Consider the following 20,233-nt stretch of genomic DNA (forward strand, 5'->3'; position numbering starts at 1 on the left):
GCTAGGGGCGATCGAGTTTCGGTCTAAAACCCAGTGTTTCTCGGCTCGCTCCGAAAGTCTAGATCCCCCTAAATCCCCCTTAAGAAGGGGGACTTTGAGAGAACTCTGTTGTTCTCCCAGATGTTTTAGGAGACGAGTGAAACTCTTGTCCCCCCCTTCTTAAGGGGGGCTAGGGGGGATCGAGTTTCAGCCTAAAATGGGTAATTTCTAAATTGGGCCGATGACTTTTTCCAGCTTCAGTCCATCCGTTACATCCCGTACATTGCTCGTTGCCGAACTTCTTCCTTCTTCCAAACCATGCAACTCAAATCAGCGGTGCAGTGGATACCTCATCCCGACGGTCATTGGATACTTCGCAATCCCGAAGACATTACCTGTCTGCAAATTGACAACTTTGATAAACAGGTAATTTTGCTACTAAATCAACAGCCACTAACTAACATTCTAGCCGAATACGACCTAGATTTAGAAGATGTGCAAAATCTCTTAAAAGACTTAGCACAAGCAGGAATGCTAGAAGGAACCAAGCCACCAAAAGCCAAATTCAACCTGCTATCCTTCACAATTCCCCTAGTCAATCCCGATGTTTGGTTATCGCGGCACATCGACAAATTGCGCTGGATTTGGACGTGGCAATTTGGCTTTTTTCTGTGTGCTTTCATCTCTTCCTCTGTAGCAGTATGGTTGGCTTCCTCAGCGGAAGTCGCTACTTCACACCAGCAGTTATTGACAGCCGGAAAAAGTGAGAACATAATCAAAGTTGTCTTGCTGACAATGCTAGTAATAGCTTTGCACGAACTCGGTCACGCTTTCACGCTCAAACACTACGGCGGTATTGTTAAAGAAATCGGATTGTTGTTTATGTGTCTCATCCCCGGATGCTATACAGATACAACCGACCAATACAGTTTAATCCGGCGGAAACAGCGAGTTTTAGTAGTAGGGGCAGGAGTATTAATTCAAGTAACAATTTGGGCAATTGCTGTTTGGATGTGGCTGTTTTCTCAGTCCAATCCAGTTTGGCATCAAATTAGTTATTTGTTGATGGTGGCGGCATTGCTGACAGTGGCAATTAACTTGAATCCCTTGAATAGATTTGACGGTTATTATTTGTTAGTGGCTGCAACAGGGATTAACAATCTGCGACAAAGGTCTTTTGATTTTTATGTAGATTTGTTGCGGAGGCAGGAGATTGAAGAAGCAGTAGAAACACGATGGGTTTTGGCGGCTTATGCGCCTTTGAGTATACTTTATACTGTTTGGGCTTTTAGTTACTTAATGACTTTGATGGGAAATTGGGCTTTGTTAAATGTTCCGAATTTTTAACCGCAGATTAACGCGGATGAAATGCAACTTGATTATTAGGGGTTTACTGAAATGAATGTTTATCAAAAGTTGGGAATTGTTGGCGGAAGTGTGAGTTTTGCAGTTGTCAGTCAATGTTTTTCTGTACAAGCTGCTACTCTTACTCAAACTTATACTGTGGATCTGGGTTCGCAGCCGTTAAATAGCAGCACGAATGTGGTTTTGCCCAAGTTTAATTCAATGTTGGGAACGCTATTAAAAGCTTATGTTACGGTTAAGTCTACTGTTAATAATAGTGTGACTATTACTCCTTTGACTGGAGATTTTACAGGGACGGCGACGACGAATGCAAGCATTGCTGTGAATATTCCGCTGCTCAAAGTTGACCCTATTTTGACTTTGAGTATGTTAGCAAGTCCGCCGGAAACTAAGATTGCTAATGGGGGTACGGGAACTGTTAGTGGTTCGGCTTCAGGTTCGGTGTTGAAAAGTTATGATTCCCAGCAGTCTTTGAGTGCTTTAAGTGGATGTGATGGTGATACTTTTATCGCAGGTTTGATGACTACGGGTTCGACTCAAATTCAGGGAAATCCTGTTAGAGGTAATTTTGGAGGTCTGGTGTCGGCTAATACTACACTCACTGGAGTTTATGAGTATGAACCTCATGCTAATGCTGCTGTACCGGAACCGATGACTGCTGTTGGTACGTTTCTGGCGGCTGGCATGGGTTTGTGGTGGAAGAGAAGGGCTTCAAAAAATATATAACATCGTGTCTGGCATACTTGTTCTTGGTGACGCACCCTACAGCTTGTTGAGCTTTTTATGCAGATTCTGGGGTATTGTTACATAAGTTTATATTGGAGTTGCCCGATCGCCCTTCCTGTGCCATCTACACCCAGTTAACAGAGGTGGTAATTTTGCTGAAAACAGTTGTGGGGTGCGCACTTCTAGCCCGCCCACAGATGCTATGTAAATACAAAAAATCTCAGTGGCGCTTCGGTATTTAAGAGGCTGCAACCCCGATCGCCACAATCCATCGCCCCAGACAATCCCTTATCCCTTACAATAAACAGGCAATGATTATATTTTGAGTTATCCTGTGAGTCCTACTGCCGAAGTCAGCAATAACCTGAATGCGGGTGCTCTGCCAACTGTTACCGCCCCCCGCCGCGCTGTTTTTCCCTTTACCGCCATTGTGGGCCAAGAGGAGATGAAACTGGCACTGCTGTTGAATGTCATCGATCCGAAAATTGGTGGGGTGATGATCATGGGCGATCGCGGTACTGGCAAATCTACCACAATCCGCGCCCTCGCGGACTTGCTGCCGGAAATTGAGGTGGTAGCAGACGATCCTTTTAATAGTCATCCCAGCGATCCAGATTTGATGAGTGATGAGGTGCGCGATTCCCTATGGGATAGCTCCGCTTCACGCACTTTAGCTCAAACTGACATCAAAATCGCCCGCAAAAAAGTCCAAATGGTAGATTTACCCTTGGGCGCGACCGAAGACCGAGTTTGCGGTACGATCGACATTGAAAAAGCTCTCTCCGAAGGTGTGAAAGCTTTTGAACCGGGACTGTTAGCTAAAGCCAATCGTGGCATCCTCTACGTCGATGAAGTCAATTTGCTCGACGATCATTTAGTCGATGTTTTGCTTGACTCTGCCGCTAGCGGTTGGAATACTGTAGAAAGAGAAGGCATTTCGATTCGCCACCCAGCTAAGTTTATTCTAATTGGTTCCGGCAACCCAGAAGAAGGAGAATTGCGGCCCCAATTGCTCGATAGATTCGGGATGCACGCGGAAATTCGGACTGTAAAAGACCCGAATTTAAGAGTAGAAATTGTCGAACAGCGATCGAGTTTTGACCAAAATCCAGCGGAGTTTCTCTCTCAATATCAACACCAACAAGATGATATGCAACAGAAGTTGGTGGAAGCCCAAGAAAGGTTGAAGTCGGTAAAGCTCGATCGCGATTTGCGAGTAAAAATCTCCCAGGTTTGCGCGGAATTGGACGTAGACGGACTACGCGGCGATTTGGTCACAAACCGGGCCGCCAAAGCTTTGACCGCCTTAGAATGCCGCACAGAGGTCACAGTGGACGATATTCGGCGGGTGATGACCTTGTGTTTGCGCCACCGATTGCGGAAAGATCCGTTAGAATCAATTGATTCGGGTTCTAAAGTGACCAAAGTGTTCGATCGAGTATTCGGCCTAGAAACCAACTCATAATCAAGACTTCAGCCCTAAAATTAGAACAACATCTTAGTCCGCGCAGGCGGACTTTGTTTGTGTAGCCCCGAATTATATTCGGTGGGGTCAATCGATTTTAGATTGTAGATTTTATATAAAATCCGTTGACATCGGAATTATTAATCTCTCTCTTCTCTTCCTTCGCGTCCTTTGCGCCTTCGTGGTTAAATCATTCCGATACAACCGGAATTGATATTAGACATCTCCCATAATTATTGTGGAACAGGCATCCCTTCGACTTCGCGGTTCCTGAGCGGAGTCGAAGGGCAGGACACCGCCTGCCTGTTCAAGACTCGCTTTTTAGGAGATGTCTATTAGATTCCAGAATACGACCCCACTGATAAATACGGGAGTTTATGATGAGGATATGGAAACACGAATTTTAGGATTAGATCCGGGCTTAGCAAACCTCGGCTACGGCGCAATTTCTTGTCACATAGTTCCCGGAAAACAAGATGAAAACATCGTTTCCCTGATAGACTGCGGCGTAATTCAAACAACGCCAAAACAGGAAATGGGACAGCGCCTCAAAACAATTTACGAAGATTTGCACTCCGTAATTGAACAGGTAAAACCAGATGTAGCCATAGCCGAAAAACTCTTCTTTTACAAAATGGGAAATACCATACTTGTAGCCCAAGCGCGGGGAGTATTGACCCTAGTATTAGCCCAGTCTGGAGTACCACTGTTCGAGTTTACCCCAGCCCAAATTAAAAAAGCCTTAACTGGGCGCGGGAATGCTGATAAATCGGAAGTGCAAGAAGCCGTAGCGCGGGAGTTAGAATTAGGTTATATTCCGAAACCGGATGATGCTGCTGATGCTTTAGCCGTAGCTTTAACAGGTTGGTATGATGATGATATTTGTCCGAAAAAAATAGCATTACAAACTGCCAAAAGTTAATCTTATCTTCCTTCTGTACTGACTCTGACAGGAATTACCCACTTTTCAGACTAAATTCCTGACTAAGCAGTTATTGGGGAAATTTGCCTTCTCTAACTTCTAGGGAATAATCTTTCACAGCTTGAGTAATTGTCGATCGCAAATTGGCATAAGCTTTAGCAAAAGGCGGTTGTTTTTCCGAAAGCCCTAACAAATCGGAAGTAACTAACACTTGTCCGTCGCAGTGCGGCCCCGCCCCGATACCAATGGTGGGAATAGTTAATTTTTGAGTAATGCGATCGCCTAAATCAGCGGGAATATGCTCTAATACTATGGCAAAAGCACCAGCTTCTTGAAGCGCGATCGACTCTTGCACAATTCTCTCTCCTGCTTCCACAGTTTTTCCCTGTTTTTTGTAGCCTAGTTGGTGTACAGACTGCGGGGTTAAACCGACGTGTCCCATCACCGGAATTCCGGCGGATGTCAGTTGCAAAATAGTGGCAATCATGGCTGGATACCCACCTTCTAATTTTACAGCTTGAGCGCCAGTTTCTTTCAAAACTCTGCCCGCTGAGTGCATGGCTTGCTGGACACTTTCTTGATAAGTTAAAAATGGCAAATCCACCACAATTAATGCTTCTTTCACACCGCGACGCACTGCTTTTGCGTGGTGTAGCATTTCATCTAGTGTTAGCGGCAGGGTTGTCTCATAGCCCAATATAGGCATTGCGAGGGAATCGCCGACGAGGATGATATCTACGCCGGCTAGATCTATGAGTTGGGCGATCGCATAATCATAGGCTGTCAGCGCCACAATTGGCCGCCTTTGTTGTTTCCATTGAATTAATTGATGAGTAGTGACTGACATTTTAGTGCAAAAATATAAAATCGCCGATGATTACTTATAATATCAAATCACTGTTATTTAACTTCTCTAGCAACTCTAAATCATTTGTAAAATTTCTCTGTTACCCCCTTAGTAGGGGCGGTGCCCCCGTGCCCGCCCTCTCGGTTAAGGGGGATCAGATTCTATGCAGCCTCATAAAAAATTGCTATAAGCTTAAAAATATTACCGATTAATAGCAAAAATGCTCTCTAAATATTGATTGTCGAAGCTTCTTCCATTCTTGTTTAGAAACATCGGCACGAGTTTTGTCACCCGATGGATCGCGGATAGTCCAAATGGTATCTGCAACCCGATCCTCTTCGAGGGCTCCGCTAACAAGCGATCGCCCATGATAACGATAGTCGAAATCCCAGAAAGCATCACCGGCACAATCTCCATATACACACCGCTGACAACTTCGATACCGACTTAATTGAGGGCAATTTAATTAGCATGATGAAACTTCATAAATGTTTATCTGTTCGCGACAAGCTGGCGATAAATCTTGTCTCACCCTTGGTTTTACCCTTTGTATCACCATCCGTTTTTAGAACAAGAAGCTATTTGTCCTTTGGGTAACATTGTAGACAAACACCAATAATTTTTACCATCAAACACAACCCCTTTTTTGATATATTGTAACTCAGCGATGGGTTGCCAAGGTCGATCGATATCAGACTCGTCATAATATCGATAGCGTCCTCCCTTCACTTCCAAACCCTCATCTGTACCACCTAGCCAATAACGACCCTCTTCAATTATATTTGATGACGCTCTTTGTGGATTAGTATCCGTCTTTTTCTCAATCCACCAATTCCTAACGAAACGTTTTGTATTTTCCGCTCCCATAGTCGTAGCAACTACAACTAACAGTTCTTGTTTTTTATTAATAAACTCAAACCGACAAGGCCCCTCGCCAGTGCCAGAGCAATCCTTAATCTCTTCATATCCCAAATCAAATAGCTCCTTCACCGAAGGATTTCTCAGGTTAGGGGGTGTACCCTGTAAGTATGGTTGCCACCCTTTTTTGATGAGGTTTTGACGGGCATTTTCGTAGGGCATACCTTTGTTTAGAGCTAATTCTTCAGGGGCGTTGGCATAATTTTCAAGACTGAATTGCTGTGGTATTTTGCTAGTTTCTAAAGCTTTCGCAGCAGATTCAGTACAGATTCCGAGTAAGGTTAGTAGTAATACCATTTGTCTAAAATTGTGCAACACTCTTCGACCCCCCCTAGCCCCCCCTTGCCAAGGGGGGGGACAAGGGGCGGGTTTTACCAACAATCTCGGCCTTTGACCAAGAATCTCCTAAACCCGCCCCACCCAAGGGCAAATCGCGGGTTGTGGGCTGGGAGATTTTATTTTTGAGCCAAATAACACATTGTGTGAATTTTTGCAACGGGTTGATATGAATGTTGAATATAATGGGAATTATAAAAATGGGATCGTACTGTCGAGCAGTAACTACCTGCAATACCATCTCTGAAACTATTCAGGAAGGCGTCAATGTATAAAAGCAAATTATCTAAAGTTATCGTATCCCTGTTACGGCGGGTTCTCGGTGTGACGCGATCGGGTGCGAAACGGCTAATGAGGGCAATGTTGCGATCGCTCATGGCAATGGGCCGACGGGCAAATTTGCCCGTGGCGGGGTTTGTGTTGCCGACGGTGACGATGGTATTGTTGGTGGTGATTTTGCTGACGGTGGCGATTACTCTGCGATCGTTCGATCGGGCGAATAATGCTCGGAATGTGCGGGTGAATCAGCAGGTATTGGCGGCGGCTACTCCGGCGATCGATCGGGCGAAGGCGAAAATTCAGTTTCTGCTGTACGAAGACCCGCAAAGACCGACAGCAACTCCATCCGATGCAGAAATGTACCGGATTATGTCGTCTTACAATACAACCAATGACTTTTATACGTTCGGGGACGAAGCACGCCTGGTAGTCAAAGCAGATCTAGATAACAACAACGTGTTAGACCCTACCCCTACGAACCTAAAAAGCTCGCTTTTGATCGCAGCCAACAAAGAAAATGAAGAACTAAATACTGCTTGGAGATATCCCGTCGATACCAATAACGACGGCAAATTTGACACTTTTACTATTTACGGAATCTACTTTCGTACCCCAAAAACTACAAGAGTGAGAAGGGAACTCGACGCCAGAACACCGCCAATGCGAACAGGAACTATCAACCCAGCCTGTGCTCAAGGAGAGGGTACAGTTGCAAGTTTGGTAGGGGACTCCGGTTGGGAAAGACTAAATGGCAGGTTCCAAAAAAGTTTCTTTGTTTACACCGTTAACGTACCGATTACCCAGACAGATATAGCAAAAGGCTTGAACCCCCCCAATCAGTATCAAGCTTTTCCTGGAACCACCAGCATATCCGCTCTCGAATACCAGCAAGACCAAAGCCGCATTCCCCTCAGCAACAATGCCGTTGTATATGAAGATGACTTAGAGATATCGCCAGGGCCTGCGTTGAATCTAAACGGGCGGATATTTACAAATAGTAATTTTTTGGTAACAGGCTTAATTAATCCAAATACCGTACAACTATATGAAGTCAGTAGCAAGGCATCTTGTTTTTACGATCAAGAAAATAGCAGAATAGTCGTAGGCGGTAATGTTGTGAACGGGTGGTCGGGTAACAATGCAAGTATAAATCCCGTGGGAGTACATCTTTTCAAAAATCAAGCCGACCCAAACCAACCAAATACAACAGTACCTACAATTAACCAAGCCACCAATCAATCTGTAAATGAAAACAGCCTTCAGGTACTCTACAACAACAACGCTTACTCCGAGCGGTTAGCTGCCCTAGTAGCCGGTCAAATAGAAGCAGATCCAACAGGTAATAACGACCCAGTTTATGTTCAGCAAGCACAGCAAGCTCCCAAGAATCAGAGTCGCTCTCAAGCATTACAAGATTATTTTAAAGAACGGCTGCGGAAAGTTACTTTTGCAGAAGCACCCCTTGCCAGCGCAGTCAACGGAAAGTATTTAGATCCTAATGTACCGAACACTTCCTACAGAATTCAAGACGCCGGTAACAACAGTCTCAGACCAGCAAATAATTCTTGGAGCCTTCCTAACGGAACTGCGACAGTAGGCGCTCGTGCAGGGGCGGGACTTAATATTCGTCCAGCTCAGCTAGAAGCCGAAGACCCAGATCAATTAAAACTTACTGACAGCGAAAAATTCTTGGGCAATCGAGTCACCGTGGGCAACAACTTGCCAGCACTGCGGTGGAACGGCACCAGCTTTACTAATAAGGCTCAGCCAGTAGATGGCACCACTACATGGGGTAATAATAGCTCAGTAATTCGCACCCGGGCACCGCAAGTAACCAAACTTGCCGACGTGGGAGCAACAGAGCGCGGTAACGGTGTCGGCGAAGCACCAGGCAACCAAAATTCTTTCAGCGACGGTTTCTGGGAAAAAAGCGCCGCTGAAAAACCGAGAACTCGCCTTGACGGTGTTGGTGGTCTGCGGGTAATTACCAGTGCAGGAGTGTACGATCGCACTAATTCCTTTCTGCCGCCGCCTACTTGGATAGATGGTACCGGTACAAGGAGAACAGGCCCGGCAATTGCTATCGCTCCCGTTGCCACCACCAATACATACAACGACCCGGAAACTTTGGCTGTGGAACAGTACCGCGTGGTGTGGCCGGACTCCATGCCGATGTCTCCATTAGGAGCGGGTTCTCAAGTCTATGACAACGTGGCTGGCGCTTGGGCACCTTGGCCAATAGGAGCAGCAGTTTCTGGTACGGGTCTACCTGCGGCAGTCAACTCTACTACTCTACTTCCAGGTATTGCCGAGCAAAACACCACGGCTCGCAAATTTGCCAAAGGCGACTTGCGGATGCGGGCAACCGCAGTCTATCAATATGCAAACGGCTTCGACCCAGTAGCACTAGAAGCAGCACCAGGAACTCAACCAACTCAAATCCCCTTGGCCTGCGTCAGCAGCTACTACGACCCCAGCAATGCTTCCACAGCGAGAAACATTTCACCACCGACTGGAGGAGCCCTGCCGGATGTCAGCGGAGAGGGAGCGCTCGCACCCGATGTCGCCACACGCAACCCAGGACTGGGAGCGCAGCAGGCTTTTATCGGCTCTCACAACGGCATCACCTACGGGCGCCCGACAAGACCCGTACCGGGTCAATCAACCCTGGACACCACTACAGGCTTGCTGACTGGTGGAGATGCAGTTTTGGCTGCTCAGGCAAACTTAGTTTTTCCAGACGGTAGGTTTGCCAATGGACCGTTGAGAACAGCCCTCCAAGTGCTTCCAAACAATCGCACCCTAGCGCAACAAGCAGCGATCGACTCAACTAATTGTGCGCTACAAATACTTGACGGCTCGATCGGCGCTCCCCAGCCCACACTGATTCCTCACGGGGCAATTCAAGAAGTCGCATTTATCAACGGCAGAGAAATCAAGGCGGTCGATCGCGATAACCCGAACACGATCGTCAACGAAACTTTTACCCTCAGCAGTCCGCTTCCAGTGCCTGCCAACCCCCAAGCTGCACAATTAACAGGCAATTACAACCAACCCCTAGAAGAACGGCAACCCCTAGAAATTCGGGCGACTCAGCTTGACTTAAATCAACTTAGAGGCGCAATCGCTCCCACAATTACTAATGGGCCAGCCCCGGAATATTTGCTGCCAAACAGCGGGATTATTTATGCTAGCCGGGACGACGCATTGCCCGATCGCAGTTCTCGATCGGCCAACCCATTGACGGACAAAACTCTCAGTCCTACAGACAACCTACTAGATCCAACCCGCAAACCTAACGGCATTGTCCTGATTAACGGTCAGGTGCTATTTCGCGGCAGTGGTGCCACCCCCACACAACCAGCCGATATAAATGCTGTAGTCGAAGAAAAAGGGCTGACCCTGGTATCGAATTTACCGGCTTACATCAAAGGAAACTTTAACCTTCACGGCAACATCCCGCCCGCTCCTCCGGGTACTACACCCGCTTTTGCACAAGTCGAAGAGTTTACCCAGCTTGTGGATAACCAAAATTTTGCCGGAACTTTTTACACCCGCACAATTAACCAGCTTAACCCCAACTTTGCCTGCCGTGCGGGAGACCCGAGGCTTCCTAACTGTACCGTAGGAGACTTTTGGAGACAGGCAACAGTGCTGGCAGATGCAGTCACTCTCCTATCGCAAAATTATCGCTTTGGGTTCCGCAACGAGGGAGATTTTGACCTGAGAAATAATGCGGGCGCTGCTGCGGTATTGCCTCGCAGACAGCAAGGATTTTATAACAACAACTTTGTGACTAACGGACTTTCCAGCGGGGCCTTTTTACCCAACGGCACTTTAACAATTGGTACAGGTAATGAGATGACAGACGCTACCTACGCGGCTGCACCGAATCCAGCTCTTCAGCTTTCGAGTTCCTACTTCAACAACTTTGTTAACCCCGTCCAGCGGCGGGGGGCTTTTCCAGAGTATGTAATGGAAGTTTGCACAAAACTGCCGGTTTCTGAGTGTACGGATGCGGACTGGTCTGTCGATCCACTAGCCACCAACCCACGCACCGCAACCGCTGCGGGTACGCCTTATGTGCCACCTACTCCTAACCCTGCTATTTCTTTTCAAGCGGGATCGACCGTCGATCCCCCATTGCCCCAATTGCAGCGATTTCCCCGCCGCGTAGCTTTTCAGAGAATCCCTGGTACCACCCAGTTGCTAACACCCAACAACCCAACGCCTTTGGGGATTAGGAACGGAACAAATATTGGCGCAACTGCCACTATCAACCCAGGTCCTTTGGGACAAAACGCTCTGTGGTTTGCAGAGAATAATGGGGGTCAGGCGAATTACACTAATACCAATCCTCTGTTTGTAGTCAACACTCCAGGCAATCTAGATGGCAGCAGAGTGCTTCTACCAACCCTGGCGGCCAACAGTACAACTCCACCACCAGCAGTAACAGTACCGCAAGCAGCATACAACGGGTCACAGCCACTATTGATGCCATTCCCGCAGCTAATGGGTGCCACAGAAACAGCCCCAGGCCAGCCACCAGGAGGTCCTGCTGCACAAGGTACAGGGTGGGTTTCCCAAGCTCCTGCGAATGGTACTACTTTTAACCTAACCATTGGATCGGGCGACACTCCTTCGAGGGCGCTAAGCAATACAGCCGGCGACTTTAACGGCGGTTTGCAAAACTTCCCCAGATTCTTAGAGACGTGGAGTGATAACACAGCAGGCAATGTATATGCGACTAACATCAAAGGGTCTTTCATCCAGCAAAACCGCAGCGCCTTTAGTACCGCACCCTATCAGCCAATTTTGCCAGCAGCACCTCCTGTCCCTCGGCTGACAAGTCTATTCGCCCTATCGCCTACTCCTGCTGTAGAGCCTATTGCTCTTGCAAATAATCCACCAAATAATAATCCGAGCCTGTCACTAACTGGATACAACATACAAGGCGGTCGGATTCCATACTTCACCCCGCCAGCCCGGAACTGGGGTTTTGACGTGGGCTTGCTATCTCAGCCACCTGACTTGTTTACTCAAAAGTTCACCACTCCTTCGACAAAGACTCAGCCTGCTGAGTATTTCCGGGAAGTAGGTCGCGATGACCCGTGGGTAAAAACTTTGATGTGTTCTAAGTTGGGGGCGGCAAACGGCACGACGACGACTGATGCCACTTCTAGTCGTCCCTCAAACTGCGGGTGGTAACCCTCTAACTTTCCGTGGCGCAATTACAGGAGTCCTAAATTATGACTAAGCAAAAACAACAGCCAAATTTACCTCAGTCACGAGATGCTGGCTACACGATTATCGAGTCATTGGTAGCGATGATTGTAGTTTCGGTGCTGATGATTGCGATCGCCCCTGTGATGGCTTACTCAGTAGCAACTCGCGTCCAAGCCAAACGGATGGAACTAGCCACCCAGGCTGCTAGAAATTACATCGACGCTTTGAGAGTGGGGGCGATTAAATCGACAGATACAGGTTTCCCTGTCGCATATACTACTACTATTTCTGATGCTCCTACAAACCCTGCTATTTTGTACTGCGTTAACTTGGATCAAACAGCAGGTTGCACTACCAACAAAGACTTTCTTATTCAGGGTGCTTGGCGAAATCCAACGAATTCAACAGACCCGACAAAAACAGGCTATGAGCTGACTGTGCGAGTTTACCGGGGGGATGCTTTTTCTTCTACGGGTCCGATGAAAACAACACAGCAATCCGTCGCTAATTCGGCTCTTGGCGACCCCAAAGCACCTTTGGTGGTAGTGAAAACAGAAATTCCCCCTTCTACAGGAGGTTCCGCCTATCAATCGCTCTGTTCACGCATCCTAGATCCTAAAACTAACACTATTAGCACCACTGCCTGTAAGTAATCACTCAAAATCATTGTGAATCAAAAATGTGTCGTACCATTTGGCAAAGGAAGAAGTCAAAATGAAAACTTTACTCAAATTGCTTCTGAAAACTCAACACCACCAAAACCATTCTGGACTAGCTAAAACCGAAAAAGGCATGACTCTGGTCGAGCTATTAGTCGGAGCAATCATGGCATTTCTCATCATCACGCCTATGCTGGGTTTTGTAGTCGATATGCTGAACACCGACAGAAGGGAACAAGTCAAATCAAATACGGAGCAAGACCTTCAGGCAGCAGTTGATTTCATCGCCCAAGATTTGAGCCAAGCTATTTATATTTACGATAATAATGCCATCAATGTAGGAACTGCTACTACTCCTGCTATCAAAACTCAACTTCCCAATAATGGAAATTCTAATAGAATTCCGATCCTCGTATTTTGGAAGCGCCAGCTAATGAAAAAAGCAATTCCTATTGATCCTTCTACCGTAAAACCAAAGGATTGCGATAATGATAAATGCAACGACACTTATGTATTATCATTAGTTGCCTACTACCAGTTTAAAGACGTGGACACTACTTGGTGTCAGCCTTCAGGAGGTCTTTGTCCTAGCCGTATTGCTCGCTATGAAATTAGGGATGGAATCAAAAACTATTTAACTCAGGCTTACTATGCCGATGCTGAAACCACGGCTGGTCAAAGAAAAGATATAGCTTTTAATCCCGGCTTTGAATTCACTCAACCCACAGTAAATGTGACGACAGGAGTCAAATTTCCCGATCCTGAAGTATTGGTTAACTACATCGACCACAGTACAGCTAATGTTCCAGTACCTACCGGAGCTCAGTGCAAAACTCTTCTTGGCGTCATACCTCCATCAGCACCAGCAACATTCAATGAAAACGATTTACTAATAACAGACACATCACCCAACCCAACCCACAGCTTCTACGCTTGTGTTGATACAGCGAAAAACATAGCCAGAGTCACAATCAGAGGAAATAGCCTGCGCCGCCTTCAAGCCAACAATGCTGAATTCAAAACCACCAGTTCGGCATTTTTCCCCACAGCAAGCGTCCAGGTACAAGGTATCGGTGCGTTAGGAAAATAATTGATTGATGAAACTGATTTAGGAATCGCATATATAGCACATAAAACAGGAAAACAACATGAAAATTCCAATTTTATTCAAATTTTTGCATATTTATAATACCCAAAAAATCGGCAATTCCCCACATACTAAACCGAGAAAAGGCGATGAGGGTTTCACCCTTCTAGAAGTCCTGGCGATCGCCCTGATCGTAGGTATCCTCAGTTCCATCGCCGCTCCCGGTTGGCTGGCTTTCATCAACAATCAAAGGGTGCGCACAGTCAACGATCGCGTTTTGCAAACCTTGCGAAGTGCACAAAGCGAAGCAAAGCGAAGTAAGCGGGATATCACAGTTACATTTAATCCTACTCCGGCTACTGACCCGCCAACAGTGACGATTAACCTAACAAATCCAGCGACCAATCCTCCCACACAAACCGCTCTCACAACAACCCCTCCAATACAAACAGTGACTTTCGACGGTGGAGGCGAAATCAAACCACGCACTATTTTACTTTCAAGTCAAGCTAATGGATCTACCACCCAATCAATCACCTTTGATTATCAAGGAAAGATCACAAGCCCATCAATAAACAGTCAAACACCACGAAACATAACTGATGGCTTTTCTGTCACAGTTAAACCTACTGGTGGCGGTGCGAAAAAGTGTGTAATTGTTCAAACCATTTTAGGAGCAATGATAACTGATGAAGGGTCTAATTGCCCCTAGTCTGGCAGATATATTTTAATTTCTAACATCAATTCCGCGTCACTCCTGAATTGTTAAGATATTTTAAATTAAAAAAAGAATGCAACAGTATTCTTGTCCCCCCCCTTGGCAAGGGGGGGCTAGGGGGGGTCGAAGAATGTTGCACGATTTTAGAGAAATCCTATTACTAGAGCGCTCCAGCACACGCAGAGAGACAACAGAGAGATGAATACAAGACCATGAAGAGGGGATTTGATATCCAAGGTATAGCAACCGCCAAGGTGGTTAAGGCATAACTTTGGGGCAAGGGCTCTCGCATTCGGGCAGATAATTTATGGGTTTTACTCAAGAATTTTCCGCCCGAATGCGAGAGCCCCTACTGCCTTAATCGCCTTGGCGGTTGCTATAATATCAGATTGCTGGCAAGACTATTAAATCTAGATCCCCCCTAGCCCCCCTTAAGAAGGGGGGGATAAGAGTACGATCTTTCGTCCCCCTTCTCCCATCCCCCCTTCCCCCCTAGGGGGGCTAGGGCGTGTTTTCTTGCCTGATCCATCAGATCCCGATCCCCCTAAATCCCCCTTAAGAAGGGGGACTTTGAGCTTCTTTCTCCCCCCTTTTTAAGGGGGGTTGGGGGGGATCTCCGGGGAGAGAAAACACGCCCTAGGGGCAGGGCTGTTTCATTCTCAGACAAATCATGGTTTTGTAGGGGTAGTGGATGGTGCGTGCCTACCCTCTTCGTCTGCTCAGCTTCGATAAATCGCGGAGGATGCCAAATGCGATCGATATTTCACAAACACGCTCCACATCCAAAGTGCGATCGTACCTTTCCTTAAATTTCCGTAAATACCGATCTATACATACACCAAATTCAGCAATTAATATAAACCTAATTCAATTAGATAACTTTTTTTTCACGCCATTTAGGAGTGCATCTAAATGTCAATTCATAAAAGTTTCACAAGCAGAGCAACAGCCTCTGCTTCGGGTTTTACACTGGTTGAACTACTAACCATAGTATTAATTTTAGGCATTGTCAGCGCAGTTAGCGCTCCCGCTTGGCAAATGTTCATCAACCACTACCGCATCAAAACATCAGTCGATCGCGCTTATCAGGCCATGGTAACAGCCCGCAGCAACGCCAAACGTGATAAAATTGCATGGCAAGCCAGCTTCAAACAAGTAGGAAACATCGTACAAGTAGCCATTCACAAATCCGATATTCCCCCAGCCAAAGTACCCCCAGGGGAATGGAAAAGTTTAGAACCAGATATTCAAATACATACAGCAATTAACGACAAAGGAGAATCGGAAACAACACTGCTCAAAATTGATGGAAATAACAAACCCACAGACAAAGGAACCATCCGACGAGCTATGTTCAATTTCCAAGGTTGCCCAGTTTATAACAGTGAAAATCAGTGTGGATTAACCAGTTTAGAAGCCAAAGGCAGGCTCACACTATCTCATCCTCATCTCCCAAAGGGCGATCGATGTGTGATTATCTCCACAATTTTAGGACATAAACGCATCGCCCAAAGACAAAAAAAAGCTCAAGATGACAGATATTGTTACTGAGACTGTTACTGAGGCTGACGGTTGAATCCTGAAAGCGCGATGGAGAATTTGGGGATAGCAACTCCGGTGTCTGAAAGTTCAAAACACTGGAGTTTTTAGGCGATATTTTGCCACAATTCCGTACATTTTATACATTTTGTACATTCACCGATAAAATTGTAAGTATTCAGAACCGTTTTGAGCCTGGTACTTATGCTGACATCAACTAGCGAATTGCTGGAAACAGCCCGGAGAAATGCTTATGCGATCGGGGCTTTTAATGTTTATAACCTCGAAGGAGTTAAAGCGGTGATTGATGCAGCCGAAGCGCTTCAAAGTCCAGCCATGCTTCAACTTCACCCCAGCGCCCTTAAATACGGAAAATCGCCTTTAGTCGCCCTTTGCATGGAAGCAGCCCGCAAATCCTTAGTACCCATCGCCGTACATTTAGATCACAGTACCTCAGAAAAAGACATCCATCTAGCCCTAGCCGCCGGTATCAAATCAATTATGGCAGATGGTTCTCCTTTACCCTACGAAAAAAACTTGAGTTTTACCCGTGAAATGACTCTATTGTCCCACGCTAACGGCGCGGTAGTTGAGGCAGAAATTGGCAGAATTAGCGGCACGGAAGATGGTTTGACTATTGAAGCAAAAGCTGCAAAAATGACTGATCCCTTACAAGCAGTTGAGTTTATTCAAGCAACTAAAGTGGATTTTTTGGCGGTAACAATTGGCAATGTTCATGGTCAATATTTGAGCGAACCACAACTCGATTTTCCCCGGTTGGCAAAAATCCGGGCTTTGGTTTCAGTGCCCTTAGTGCTGCATGGTGCTAGCGGTTTACCAGAATCAATGATTAGTGAATCTATTAAATTAGGTGTCTCTAAATTCAATGTCAACACCGAGGTTCGGGAAGCTTATATGGAGGTGTTGAAAACTAGCAGTTCTTTGTCAGATCCTGATTTGCTGGAAGTGATGACAAAGGCGATCGATGCCATGCGATCGGTGGTGGCAGGCAAACTCAAGCTTTTCGGTTCTGCAAACAAAGCCTACTTGCACCAATCTCCCTATGCAGAAACATTCAAATGACCGAAGAGTCAGAATTTGAGAAATGACTGCATTTGTGCTAAAATCACTATAATACTCCTAGCCCCTAGGAATATATTTGCCAAACACAGATGCACCCAACTCTTCTTAATCTCTTCTCCTCTGGGGTTAATTTTTGTGATTAATCCCCGCCACTCCTAAATAATCACTTAATCGCCAGCAATTGACCATAAAATCTGCACTATGCTCAACATTCCTCAACTAATAGCTCAAGAACTGTCCATCAATCTTGCTCAAGTAAACAATGCTCTGGAACTCTTCTCTGAGGGAGCAACAATTCCATTTATAGCCCGCTACCGGAAAGAAAAAACCGATTCTCTTAATGAAATTCAGTTACGCGATATCTCCGATCGCTTTACCTATCTGACGGAAATCGAGGACCGCAAAAAATCTATTCTAGCGACTATTTCAACCCAAGGAAAACTCACGGAAGAACTGGAAGCCAAAATTCAATCTTGTTTGCAAAAAAATGAATTAGAAGACCTTTATTTACCTTATAAACAAAAGCGGCGGACGCGAGCAACAATTGCCAGAGAAAAAGGTTTAGAAGCCCTAGCAGAGTTTATCCAGTCTTTGAATCAACCCGAAGCTCAACCAGCAGATGTGGAAGCAGAAGCAGCTAAATACATTTCGGAAGAAAAGGGAGTGAAAACAGCAGAAGATGCTCTCAAAGGTGCTGGGGATATTTTAGCAGAAGGTGTTTCGGAAAAAGCAGAGTTGCGGGCATACTTGCGAGAGTTTTTGATGGAAACAGCATTGTTTGTCTCGAAGATTAAAGAGGATTTTCCTGAAGGAAGTACCAAGTTTGAAATGTACCGCAATTACCAAGTGGCTGCCAGAAGTGTTAATTCACACAATATGTTAGCACTGTTTCGGGGGGAAAGTGAAGGAATATTGGATTTAGACTTGACTTTTGATGAAGCAGCGGTGATGGCTTATCTGGAATTTCAGGAAATTAAAACTAAGATACCTTTTGTTAAGGAGTTTTATCGATCGATGTTGAAGGATGCGTTTAACCGACTGATGAAGAATTCTTTGATGACGGAAGTGCGATCGCACAATAAAACTGCTGCGGATATTGAGTCGATCGCCACTTTTGAAACCAATTTCCGGGAGTTGCTGCTGTCTGCGCCGGCGGGAATGAAGCCCACATTGGCGATCGATCCGGGATTTCGCACCGGCTGCAAAGTTTCCGCCCTCGATGAAACAGGACAATTTTTGGAATATCAAGCGATTTTTCCGCACCAAGCAGCCAGTCAGAGACAGCAAGCTGCTAAAATTGTCAAGCATTTAATTGAAAAATATAAAATTGAATTAATTGCGATCGGTAATGGTACTGCTTCCCGCGAAACCGATGAATTTGTGGCGGAAGTTTTGGCAGAATTAGACACCAAGCCAATTAAAGTGATGGTGAATGAATCCGGCGCATCGGTTTATTCAGCCAGTGAAGTGGCGATCGCCGAATTTCCCGATCTCGACATCACCGTCAGGGGCGCAGTCAGCATTGGAAGACGTTTACAAGATCCCTTAGCCGAACTGGTCAAAATCGACCCCAAATCCATTGGAGTTGGACAATACCAGCACGATGTTGACCAAAAACTGCTGAAAAAGAAACTAGATGAAACAGTCGAAAGCTGTGTCAACTATGTAGGAGTAGATTTAAACACAGCCTCGAAAGAGTTGCTAACTTTTGTGTCAGGAATGAGTCCAACAGTAGCCAAAAATATTGTCAATTACCGCAACGAAAACGGCGCATTTAAAAATCGTCGCCAACTCCTGAAAGTCCCCAAACTAGGTCCCAAAGCCTTTGAACAAGCAGCCGGATTTCTCCGCATTCGCAACGGCGAAAACCTGTTAGATAATACGGCAGTCCATCCCGAAAGTTATGCGGTAGTTCAGGCGATCGCCAAGGATTTGAACTTACCGCTGACCCAAGTAACACAAATAGCCGAAAAACTCAAGGGTGTAAATATTAAGAAATATGTCACAGAAAAAGTGGGCGAACCAACCCTGCGAGACATTATTTCCGAACTAGAAAAGCCGGGCCGAGACCCGCGAGCTGAGTTCAAATACGCTACTTTTAAAGAAGGAATCAAAGGAATGTCTGACTTGACAGCGGGCATGGAATTGGAAGGAATAATCACGAATGTAGCTAACTTTGGGGCTTTTGTCGATGTGGGAGTACACCAAGATGGTTTAGTGCATATTTCTCAATTAGCAGACAGATTTGTCGAAGATACCAAACAGATTGTGAAAGTCGGACAAGTGGTGAAAGTCCGAGTTTTGGAGGTGAATGAGAAGTTGAAGCGAATTAGTTTGACAATGCGATCGCCAGAGGAAGCAAAGATCGATCGCAAAATCACTTTACCGCAAAGAGCGGCCACCGTTAACGATTTGAAAGTAAAGTTTAACAAAAGGTGATTTCAAGACGGCGGGGGTAGGCACGGGGGCACTACCCCTACAAGAGAATGAAACAGCCCTGGGCAGGGGGGGTTCTTCTCCCAGCATTTCCCCCCTTGGGGGGGTGACTTCTCCCAGAATTTCCCCCCTTGGGGGGGGCAAGGGGGGGTTCTTCTTCCAGAATTTCCCCCCTTGGGGGGGTGATATCGTTTCCGGCTGCATCGGAATGATTTAACCTTACTAGAACGCAGAGAACACAGAGGGAGATAAGAGAGATGAATAATTCCGATGTTACCGGATTTGATATCACTCTAATACCAATTTTAAAAAAGAATGCAACAGTAGTCTTGTCCCTCCCCTTGATAAGGGGGGGTTAGGGGGGGGTCAAAGATTGTTGCACGATTTTAGAGAAATGGTATAATTTCTGCCTCTCGTCCGCCAGTTAGGGCGCTTGAGTCCTCACGAAATTGTTGTTTTTGGGCAATTATTTTTGGTCATACCAATTTCATAAAGTAGCGCTATATATTACCCCCCCAACCCCCCCTTCTTAAGCTATGCCTTACTCACATCTTTCTTAACAAAGTCGCTCCGGCTTGAGCCGGAGCGGTTTGTGAGGCGATCGCCCGAAGCGTGAGCTTGACAACCAGGAAGTGAATCAAGTAATCC

Annotated in this window: 13 protein-coding genes; 11 read left to right on the forward strand and 2 right to left on the reverse strand. The window is 46.1% G+C overall.

All coding sequences use genetic code 11. The annotated features are described in order from the left end of the window. The first annotated feature begins 297 nt into the window (after positions 1-297). The 4 genes from AAFP11_RS16455 to ruvC all read left to right on the forward strand — a co-directional run bounded on the left by AAFP11_RS16455 (position 298) and on the right by ruvC (position 4,457). Positions 298-1,326: a site-2 protease family protein gene (locus AAFP11_RS16455; RefSeq protein ID WP_341738037.1), complete on the forward strand. Its 1,029-nt coding sequence runs from the start codon at positions 298-300 to the stop codon at positions 1,324-1,326. Between the two features lie 51 nt (positions 1,327-1,377). Beyond that, a complete protein-coding gene (locus AAFP11_RS16460) occupies positions 1,378-2,070 on the forward strand; it encodes a PEP-CTERM sorting domain-containing protein (protein WP_341738038.1) in 693 nt (230 codons plus the stop codon). 364 nt (positions 2,071-2,434) lie between these two features. Further along, positions 2,435-3,535 carry a magnesium chelatase ATPase subunit I gene (bchI, locus tag AAFP11_RS16465; protein ID WP_341738051.1) on the forward strand — a complete coding sequence of 367 codons (1,101 nt, stop codon included), beginning with the start codon at positions 2,435-2,437 and terminating at the stop codon, positions 3,533-3,535. A gap of 388 nt (positions 3,536-3,923) precedes the next feature. Then, entirely contained in the window at positions 3,924-4,457 is a 534-nt protein-coding gene (gene ruvC, locus AAFP11_RS16470; RefSeq protein ID WP_341738039.1) for a crossover junction endodeoxyribonuclease RuvC, read from the forward strand. 70 nt (positions 4,458-4,527) lie between these two features. On the opposite strand, the gene panB is transcribed toward ruvC, so the two are convergent. Next, positions 4,528-5,304 carry a 3-methyl-2-oxobutanoate hydroxymethyltransferase gene (gene panB / locus AAFP11_RS16475; RefSeq protein WP_341738040.1) on the reverse strand — a complete coding sequence of 259 codons (777 nt, stop codon included), beginning with the start codon at positions 5,302-5,304 and terminating at the stop codon, positions 4,528-4,530. A 552-nt stretch (positions 5,305-5,856) separates the two neighbouring features. Further along, positions 5,857-6,519, reverse strand: a complete 663-nt coding sequence (locus tag AAFP11_RS16480) for a hypothetical protein (protein ID WP_341738041.1) — start codon at positions 6,517-6,519, stop codon at positions 5,857-5,859. Between the two features lie 306 nt (positions 6,520-6,825). Here AAFP11_RS16480 and hpsA point away from each other — a divergent pair, with 306 nt between their 5' ends. From hpsA to AAFP11_RS16515, 7 genes are all read left to right on the forward strand, one after another. Beyond that, the gene (gene hpsA / locus AAFP11_RS16485; RefSeq protein ID WP_341738042.1) at positions 6,826-12,045 is read left to right on the forward strand and encodes a hormogonium polysaccharide biosynthesis protein HpsA; all 5,220 of its coding nucleotides are present in this window, start codon (positions 6,826-6,828) and stop codon (positions 12,043-12,045) included. A 41-nt stretch (positions 12,046-12,086) separates the two neighbouring features. Continuing rightward, complete coding sequence (gene hpsB / locus AAFP11_RS16490) at positions 12,087-12,716, forward strand: hormogonium polysaccharide secretion pseudopilin HpsB (protein WP_341738043.1); 630 nt, start codon at positions 12,087-12,089, stop codon at positions 12,714-12,716. A 61-nt stretch (positions 12,717-12,777) separates the two neighbouring features. Continuing rightward, positions 12,778-13,812 carry a hormogonium polysaccharide secretion pseudopilin HpsC gene (gene hpsC, locus AAFP11_RS16495; protein ID WP_341738044.1) on the forward strand — a complete coding sequence of 345 codons (1,035 nt, stop codon included), beginning with the start codon at positions 12,778-12,780 and terminating at the stop codon, positions 13,810-13,812. A 58-nt stretch (positions 13,813-13,870) separates the two neighbouring features. Further along, the gene (locus AAFP11_RS16500) at positions 13,871-14,521 is read left to right on the forward strand and encodes a transcriptional regulator (RefSeq protein WP_341738045.1); all 651 of its coding nucleotides are present in this window, start codon (positions 13,871-13,873) and stop codon (positions 14,519-14,521) included. A 918-nt stretch (positions 14,522-15,439) separates the two neighbouring features. Continuing rightward, positions 15,440-16,078 (forward strand): transcriptional regulator, encoded by a 639-nt coding sequence (locus AAFP11_RS16505; RefSeq protein ID WP_341738046.1) that lies wholly within the window; start codon positions 15,440-15,442, stop codon positions 16,076-16,078. Positions 16,079-16,270: 192 nt separating this feature from the next. Next, positions 16,271-17,149 carry a class II fructose-bisphosphate aldolase gene (locus tag AAFP11_RS16510; protein WP_341738047.1) on the forward strand — a complete coding sequence of 293 codons (879 nt, stop codon included), beginning with the start codon at positions 16,271-16,273 and terminating at the stop codon, positions 17,147-17,149. 201 nt (positions 17,150-17,350) lie between these two features. Beyond that, entirely contained in the window at positions 17,351-19,588 is a 2,238-nt protein-coding gene (locus tag AAFP11_RS16515) for a Tex family protein (protein ID WP_341738048.1), read from the forward strand. The last annotated feature ends 645 nt before the right edge of the window (positions 19,589-20,233 follow it).

This window comes from Microcoleus sp. CAWBG640 (assembly GCF_020883015.1).
Taxonomy (GTDB): Bacteria; Cyanobacteriota; Cyanobacteriia; order Cyanobacteriales; family Microcoleaceae; genus Microcoleus; species Microcoleus anatoxicus.